The organism is Ancylobacter defluvii, assembly GCF_018390605.1.
GTDB lineage: Bacteria > Pseudomonadota > Alphaproteobacteria > Rhizobiales > Xanthobacteraceae > Ancylobacter > Ancylobacter defluvii.
In genome coordinates this window covers 41,926-49,499 of the sequence record NZ_JAHBGD010000011.1, presented here as the reverse complement: position 1 = coordinate 49,499, position 7,574 = coordinate 41,926, and the positions used below count along the sequence as shown (strand labels likewise).

The window sequence follows — 7,574 nt, the reverse complement described above, 5'->3', positions numbered from 1 at the left end:
GCGCCAGGCCGGGCGCTACCTGCCGGAATATCGCGAGTTGCGCGCCAAGGCCGGCGATTTCCTCTCCCTCTGCTACAATCCCGACTACGCCACCGAGGTAACGCTCCAACCCATTCGTCGGTTCAATTTCGACGCGGCGATTCTGTTTTCCGATATCCTGGTGGTACCGCATGCGCTGGGCATGGGGCTTACCTTCGAGGCCGGGGAGGGGCCGCGTCTCGATCCGGTAAAGAATATCAGCGATCTCAATAATTTACGCCGGATGCTCGATCCGGCTCGTACCGGGCCGGTGTTCGAGACGGTGGCGAAGACCCGCGCCAGCCTGCCGGCGGAAACCGCGCTGCTCGGCTTCTGCGGCGCGCCCTGGACGGTGGCGACCTACATGATCGCCGGCCGCGGCACGCCCGACCAGGCCCCCGCCCGCCTCGCTTCGCTCACCGATCCGGTCTTCTTCGACGCGCTGATCGACCGGCTGGTCGAGGTCTCCGCCGACTACCTGCTCGGGCAGCTGGAGGCCGGAGCCGATGCGGTGCAGATCTTCGACAGCTGGTCCGGCGTGCTCGACCCGGAGAGTTTTGTCAGGTGTACGATCCGGCCGATTTCGCGGCTGGTCGGGCTGGTCAGAGCGAAAAGGCCGGGGGCGCGCATCATCGCCTTCCCGAAGGGGGCGACACTCACCGGTCTCACGCAGCTGGTCGAGGCCAGCGGGGTCGATGCCGTCGGGCTCGACTGGACGGCGGACCGGCCGGCGGTGCGGCGGGCGCTGGGCGGCAAGGTAGCGTTGCAGGGCAACCTCGATCCGCTGGCGCTGATCGCCGGCGGGGCAAGCCTCGACGCCGCCATCGACGCGCTGCTGGCCGACTTGCGGGGCGCCGCGCATATCTTCAATCTCGGCCACGGCATCCGACCGGAAACGCCGATCGCCCATGTCGAGCAGATGCTGCGGCGGGTCAGGGGCTTTTGAAATCCGGAATAGCGATTCCCGGCACGAAACCGCTTCGCACTTTTGCTGGAACAGCTTGATGCTCTACGACTGGATCAAGGCGCTGCACATCCTCGCCGTCATCTCCTGGATGGCGGGCATGCTCTATCTGCCGCGCCTGATGGTCTATCATTGCGACGCGCCTCCCGGCTCGCAGCAGTCCGAGACGTTCAAGATCATGGAACGGCGGCTGTTGAAGGGCATCATCGACCCGGCGATGGCGGTGACCTGGCTCGCCGGGCTGTGGCTGGCGTGGCAGGGCGGCTGGTGGGTCGCGCCCTGGTTCCACGCCAAATTCGCGCTGGTGCTGGCGATGAGCGGCTTCCACGGCTTTCTCACCGCGCGGGTGAGGGACTTTGCCGAGGACCGAAACACCCGTTCCGCCCGCTTCTACCGCATCGCCAACGAGGTGCCGACGCTGCTGATGATCGCGATCGTGATCCTGGTGGCGGTGAAACCTTTCTGATCCTCGTTTCAGCAGGCTTGCGCGGAATCGCCAGCTTGCCTATGTTGCTAACTCTCCGCGAAGCTGGCTGCCGCATCGTTTGCACCGGCATCTCCCCGATGCCGGCCGGTGGGTCGGACAAGAAGCCGGGTTTTCCGCCGGCTCGGTCCGCAGACCAGCGCTTCCCTTATTCCACGATCGTCCGTGCCGGATCTCTTCCGCCGGAAACATCCAAACATCGAGGCCCTTTCCCATGGGGGAAATGAAGCTCCAGGACCTCAAGTCCAAGACTCCGGCCGAACTGCTCGTCACTGCCGAGGAGCTCGAGGTCGAGAACGCCAGCACGCTGCGCAAGCAGGAGCTGATGTTCGCCATTCTGAAACAGCTGGCCGCCCGCGAGACCGACATCATCGGCGAAGGCGTCGTCGAGATCCTCTCCGACGGCTTCGGCTTCCTGCGCTCGCCGGACGCCAATTATCTGCCCGGCCCCGACGATATCTATGTCTCGCCCTCGCAGATCCGCCGCTTCGGCCTGCGCACCGGCGACACGGTGGAAGGCCAGATCCGCTCGCCGAAAGAGGGCGAGCGCTATTTCGCGCTGCTCAAGGTCAACACGATCAATTTCGAGGACCCGGAGAAGATCCGTCACAAGATCAACTTCGACAACCTCACCCCGCTCTATCCCGACGAGCGGCTGAAGCTCGAGATCGAGGATCCGACCCGCAAGGACTTCTCGCCACGAATCATCGATATCGTGGCGCCGATCGGCAAGGGCCAGCGCGGCCTGATCGTGGCACCGCCGCGCACGGGTAAAACCGTTCTCTTGCAGAACATCGCCCAGTCGATCACCACCAACCACCCCGAGTGCTACCTCATCGTGCTGCTCATCGACGAGCGGCCGGAGGAAGTCACCGACATGCAACGCTCGGTGAAGGGCGAGGTGGTGTCCTCCACCTTCGACGAGCCGGCCCAGCGCCACGTGCAGGTCGCCGAGATGGTGATCGAGAAGGCCAAGCGCCTGGTTGAGCACAAGCGCGACGTTGTGATCCTGCTGGATTCGATCACCCGCCTCGGCCGCGCCTACAACACCGTGGTGCCGTCCTCCGGCAAGGTGCTGACCGGCGGTGTCGACGCCAACGCCCTGCAGCGGCCCAAGCGCTTCTTCGGCGCGGCGCGCAACATCGAGGAAGGCGGCTCGCTGACCATCATCGCCACGGCGCTGATCGAGACCGGCTCGCGCATGGACGAGGTGATCTTCGAGGAATTCAAGGGCACGGGTAACTCCGAAGTCATCCTCGACCGCAAGGTGTCCGACAAGCGGGTGTTCCCGGCCATCGACATCACCCGCTCGGGCACCCGCAAGGAAGAGCTGCTGGTGCCGAACGACGTGCTCAAGAAGATGTATGTGCTGCGGCGCATCCTCAATCCGATGGGCACCGTCGACGCCATCGAGTTCCTGCTGGACAAATTGCGCCAGACCAAGACCAATGGCGACTTCTTCGATTCCATGAATACCTGACGAGGCGACCCTGGCGATCACTCGCTGATCGGCAAACTCTGGCGGCGGAGACGGCCATGGCGGTGCGGCGAATCCTTCTCGTTCTCACGGGCTGGACCTTGCCCGCCGCCTCGGCCCTGGCCGCACCGATCGCTACCGGAATGGCCGAGCGCGAGCCTCCGGCGCCGGTTCTGTGGCTGACGCTGCTGACCATCGCCGGACTGAGCCTTGCCATGTCCTGCCGGCGCTGGTGGCTGCCTCTGATGCTGTGGGTGCCGGTGGCCTTCGCCGTCTCGCTGATCATCGCCGAACTCGCCGATCCGGTGATCGGCGCCGCGATACGCGAGGAACTCGGCGGCTTCTACGTGTTGCAGGCCGACCTGTGCGCGGCGCTGGCGATCACCGTGCCGTTGATGTTCGCCAATATGCGCTTCGGCCGCGGCGACGGCGCGAAGAACCGCTCCCGGCTCGGCTGACACCACGGCCGACGGCCGACGGCTGAGGGCGGGGCGAGGCGGACTTGTCCCCATGCCGCGCGGTGCCCGGTGGACTGCACGGCCGCCTCTGAATATCCGAGCCGGGTGACGGCCTCCAGCAGGACAACCAGTGCGAGTCATTTCATCGATTCGCTACCGAAATGATGCCCTTCAGAATTGACTCAGGACAGCCGTTTCGGACTCGATCCGATGGATGGTTCATAAAACGTCGATCTGCCGTCCTCGGCGATTTCTGAGGCTCTGCGGGGATGAGGGCATTTTATGCCCAGTTTATCCACAGGCTTGCCCACAGAGGTGGGCATGCACGGCTATTCGCGAGCCGCTTCGCCGAAATGACGGCAGGGGTCGCGTCCGGCCGATAGCGCGACGCTAGATCCACGGCAATCTTGTGAATTCAGAGTGATGCCGATGCCTGTGTCTGACGCGGGCATCGGTTCGAGTGTGGAGGGAGCAGCCGAGCCCGCTGCTGCGAGAATCAAGCCGGGCGTGTGACGCTGCTGCCTCAGCCCAGGGCTGGCCGGTTCAACAGCGTCGCCAGCTGATTCGCGTCGGTGACGGGAAGCGAGCAGGTGCCGTTGGCGCACAGGAAGGCGGAAGGCTGGCTTACCGACACCGCCTTGATCGCCGCCGGGTGATCGGCGGGCAGGCCGGTCGCGGCATCGACGCGCTGGAGCACGGCGTCGATCAGCGGCAGTTTCTGCGCGGCGCTCCACAAAGCCTCGGTGGCCGGGTCGTCGGCGGTACCGACCACCACCAGCTCCGGCGACCGCAGCCGGGTGTCGAGCGCGTTCAGCAGGCCGGCATGGCTGTAGAGCTGCGGCGCCGCGCGCGGCAGCAGGCCATCGAACAGGCGGTCGAGCCGGGCGCGCCAGCCCTCGTCGCCGGTGAGCGAGGCCAGATGCGCCAGCGCCCGCGCCGCCACCGCGTTCGGGTTGGTGACGGCGTCGTCCATGGTGGCGTCGGGCCGCAGGATCAGGCCCTCGGCATCGGCGGCGGTCAGGTAGTAGCCGCCATCCGGGCCGGCATGATGGGCATCGAGGCTGCGCATCCAGCCGATGGCGCGGTCGAGATAAGTAGGTTCGCCGGTCGCCTCATGCAGCGCCAGCGCCGCGCCGGCCATGGCGGCATAGTCGGAGGAAAGCCCGGGAACGACCAGCTTGCCCTGGCGATAGCTGTGCCCCAGCCGTTCGCCACGGGTCATATGGGCGACGATGAAATCGAAGGCGCCTCGGGCCAGCTCCAGCCATTCCGGCCGGTCGAGCCGGCCGGCGGCGCGGGCCAGCGCCGCGATCATCAACCCGTTCCAATCGGCCAGCACCTTGTCGTCGCGGCCGGGCGGCACCCGTTTCGAGCGCACCGCCAGCAGCTTGTCGCGCAGCATGGCGAGGCGGATGTCGTCGGCACCGGAGCGCTCGACTTCCTTCAATCGATTCGGGATCGAAACGCCTTCCCAATTGCCGAACGGGGCGATGTCGTAGTGCCGGGCGAAGAACTCGGCATCCTGCGCACCCAGCGCATCGAGCAGCTGTTTCAGCGTCCAGACGTAATAGCGCCCCTCATGGCCTTCGGAATCGGCGTCGAGGCTGGCGGCGAAGGCGGCGGTGTTGCCGTCGCCCTCGACCAGCATCTCGCGCTGGAGCCAGGCCACCGTCTCCTCGGCGCGGGCGCGGAACAGTGGCTCGTGCGTCTCGACAAAGGCGAGCGACAGCAGGTCGAGCAGCTGCGCATTGTCGTAGAGCATCTTCTCGAAATGCGGCACCAGCCAGTGATCGTCGACCGAATAGCGCGAATAGCCGCCGCCGATGTGGTCGTAGATGCCGCCCTCGCTCATGGCATCGAGCGCGTGCAGTGCCTCGTTGCGGAAGCGCTCGCGGCCGGTACGCTCATAGGCGCGCCAGAGCAGCTCGAGGAATGGCGTATTGGGGAATTTCGGCGCCCCCTTCAACCCGCCATGCTCGGGATCCATGATGCCGAGGATGCGGCCGGCGACATCGTCGAGCTCGTTGGCGCCGATGACGACCTTGCCGGCGGGGCGGGCCCGCTCGGTGAGCTTGTGCAGCAGCGCCTCGCGATTGGTGGCGATGCGCGGGTCGCCGGAGGCATAGGCATTGGCCATGGTCTTCAGCACATCGACGAAGGCGGGCTGGCCATAGCGCGCCTCGTTGGGGAAATAGGTGCCGCCCCAGAACGGCGCGCCGTCGGCGTCGAGGAACATGGTCATCGGCCAGCCGCCGGAGACGCCGAGCTGTTGCAGCGCCGACATGTAGATCTGGTCGATGTCGGGGCGTTCCTCGCGGTCGACCTTGATGTTCACGAAAAGCTCGTTCATCACCGCGCTCGTGGCGTCGTCCTCGAAGCTCTCATGCGCCATGACATGGCACCAATGGCAGGCGGCGTAGCCGACCGAGAGCAGCACCGGGCGGCCGCTGCGGCGGGCCTCGGCGAAGGCTTCCGGGGTCCATTCCCACCAGTCGACGGGGTTTTCGGCATGCTGGAGCAGATAGGGGCTGGCGGCTTCGGCGAGGCGGTTCGGCACGGCGTCTCTCCCGTCGGATGGAGGCATCTGGCGCGAATGGCGAATCTTCAACCTAGGGCGTAGCCGGTGAACGGACAGGAAGAAAGCACAATTGCCGCGGTATCGAGCGGCTCCGGTGCCGCGGCGGTGGCGGTAATCCGGGTTTCGGGCCCGCGCGCCGGCGAGGCGGTGAGGGCACTCGCCGGGCGCCTGCCGCCGCCGCGCCGCGCCAGCCTGGCGCGGCTTGTGGATCCGCGCAGCGGCGAGGGGCTGGATTCGGCGCTGGTGCTGTGGTTTCCCGGCCCGGCCAGCGCTACCGGCGAGGACATGGCGGAGTTCCAGGTGCATGGCGGCCGCGCCGTCGTCGCGGCGGTGCTGGCGGCGCTGTTCGCGCTGCCGGGCGTGCGGCCGGCCGAGCGCGGCGAATTCTCCCGCCGGGCCTTTCTCAACGGCCGCATGAGCCTTGCCGAGGCGGAAGGGCTGGCCGACCTGATCGCCGCCGAGACGGCGCAGCAGCGGCGCCAGGCGCTCGCCCATGCCTTTGGCCATCTCGCCGACCGGGTGGAGGGCTGGCGGGCGGCGCTGGTGCGCGGCATGGCGCTGATCGAGGCCGGCATCGATTTCGCCGAGGAGGACGACGTGCCGGCCGAGGCCCGCGCCCTTGCCCGGCCGGGGCTGGAAGCGCTGCTTGCCGAACTCGATACCGCACTTGCCGACCGGCGCGGCGCCATGGTGCGGGACGGGGCGACGATCGCCATCGCCGGGCGGCCCAATGCCGGCAAGTCGTCGCTGATGAACGCGCTGGCGGCGCGCGACGTCGCCATCGTCTCCGACGAGCCGGGCACCACCCGCGACGTGCTGGAAGTGGCGCTCGACCTCGACGGCCACAAGGCGATCCTCATCGACACCGCCGGGCTGCGTGAGGCGGCCGGCGCGGTGGAGGCCGAGGGCATTCGCCGGGCGCGGGCGCGCATCGAGGCGGCCGACCTGGTGCTGTGGGTGCATGACGGCAGCGACAGCGAAGCGCTGGCGATCGAAGTAACGCCGCCGCCGGAGGCCGGGTTGTGGCTGGTGGTCAACAAGAGCGACCTTGCCGGCGGACCGATGACGATGCCGGCGGCGGCGCGTACCTTTGCCGTTTCCGCCCGCACCGGCGACGGGCTGGACGGGCTGACCGCCGCGCTCGCCGGCTTCGTCACCGCGCGGGCCGGCGGTGCCGAGCATCCGGCGCTGATCCGTGAGCGCCAGCGCGGCGCGGTCGCCGAGGCCGCGGGACATCTGCGCCAGGGGCTCGCCGGCTGGGAGATGCTGAGCGACGAATTGATCGCCGAAGAGCTACGGCTTGCCGCCCGCGCGCTCGGTCGGGTGACTGGCGCCATCGATGTCGAGGACCTGCTCGACGTGGTGTTCCGCGAGTTCTGCATCGGCAAGTGATCGACCCGCTCCTTCGATGAGGGGGTGGATTCACGTGAAACCACCACGCCGGCGGCATCGATTCGGCCCCGTGCTGTTTCACGTGAATCAGGGTGAAGGGACCCTTAACCGCGGCGGGAGCCGGCATTCCCGCGCGCCGCGGGCGACCGCCGCGCTTGACGTTGCCGGTGAATTGGCGCTTCAACTCCGGCAACACCCCTGAA

The 7,574-nt window shown here is 67.4% G+C and carries 6 protein-coding genes; 5 read left to right on the top strand and 1 reads right to left on the bottom strand.

Translation table 11 applies throughout. The features are described 5' to 3' along the window. The 4 genes from hemE to KHC24_RS07600 all read left to right on the top strand — a co-directional run. Positions 1–964 (top strand): uroporphyrinogen decarboxylase (gene hemE / locus KHC24_RS07615; RefSeq protein ID WP_213361820.1); only part of this gene is annotated, 964 nt, incomplete at its 5' end. Between the two features lie 58 nt (positions 965–1,022). Next, the gene (gene hemJ / locus KHC24_RS07610; RefSeq protein WP_213361819.1) at positions 1,023–1,448 is read left to right on the top strand and encodes a protoporphyrinogen oxidase HemJ; all 426 of its coding nucleotides are present in this window, start codon (positions 1,023–1,025) and stop codon (positions 1,446–1,448) included. A 232-nt stretch (positions 1,449–1,680) separates the two neighbouring features. Further along, a complete protein-coding gene (gene rho / locus KHC24_RS07605) occupies positions 1,681–2,946 on the top strand; it encodes a transcription termination factor Rho (RefSeq protein ID WP_213352391.1) in 1,266 nt (421 codons plus the stop codon). Positions 2,947–3,002: 56 nt separating this feature from the next. After that, positions 3,003–3,401, top strand: a complete 399-nt coding sequence (locus KHC24_RS07600; protein WP_213361818.1) for a hypothetical protein — start codon at positions 3,003–3,005, stop codon at positions 3,399–3,401. Positions 3,402–3,924: 523 nt separating this feature from the next. On the opposite strand, the gene KHC24_RS07595 is transcribed toward KHC24_RS07600, so the two are convergent. Continuing rightward, positions 3,925–5,958: a thioredoxin domain-containing protein gene (locus KHC24_RS07595; protein ID WP_213361816.1), complete on the bottom strand. Its 2,034-nt coding sequence runs from the start codon at positions 5,956–5,958 to the stop codon at positions 3,925–3,927. Positions 5,959–6,024: 66 nt separating this feature from the next. On the opposite strand from KHC24_RS07595, the gene mnmE reads away from it, so the two are divergent. After that, on the top strand, positions 6,025–7,371 hold the full coding sequence (gene mnmE / locus KHC24_RS07590) for a tRNA uridine-5-carboxymethylaminomethyl(34) synthesis GTPase MnmE (protein ID WP_213361814.1): 1,347 nt from the start codon (positions 6,025–6,027) through the stop codon (positions 7,369–7,371). The last annotated feature ends 203 nt before the right edge of the window (positions 7,372–7,574 follow it).

What these genes read in the sequence shown, in the direction of transcription:
- hemJ (WP_213361819.1), top strand. Translation starts at nt 1,023, where the DNA reads ATGCTCTACGACTGGATCAAGGCGCTGCACATCCTCGCCGTCATCTCC.
- rho (WP_213352391.1), top strand. Translation starts at nt 1,681, where the DNA reads ATGGGGGAAATGAAGCTCCAGGACCTCAAGTCCAAGACTCCGGCCGAA.
- KHC24_RS07600 (WP_213361818.1), top strand. Translation starts at nt 3,003, where the DNA reads ATGGCGGTGCGGCGAATCCTTCTCGTTCTCACGGGCTGGACCTTGCCC.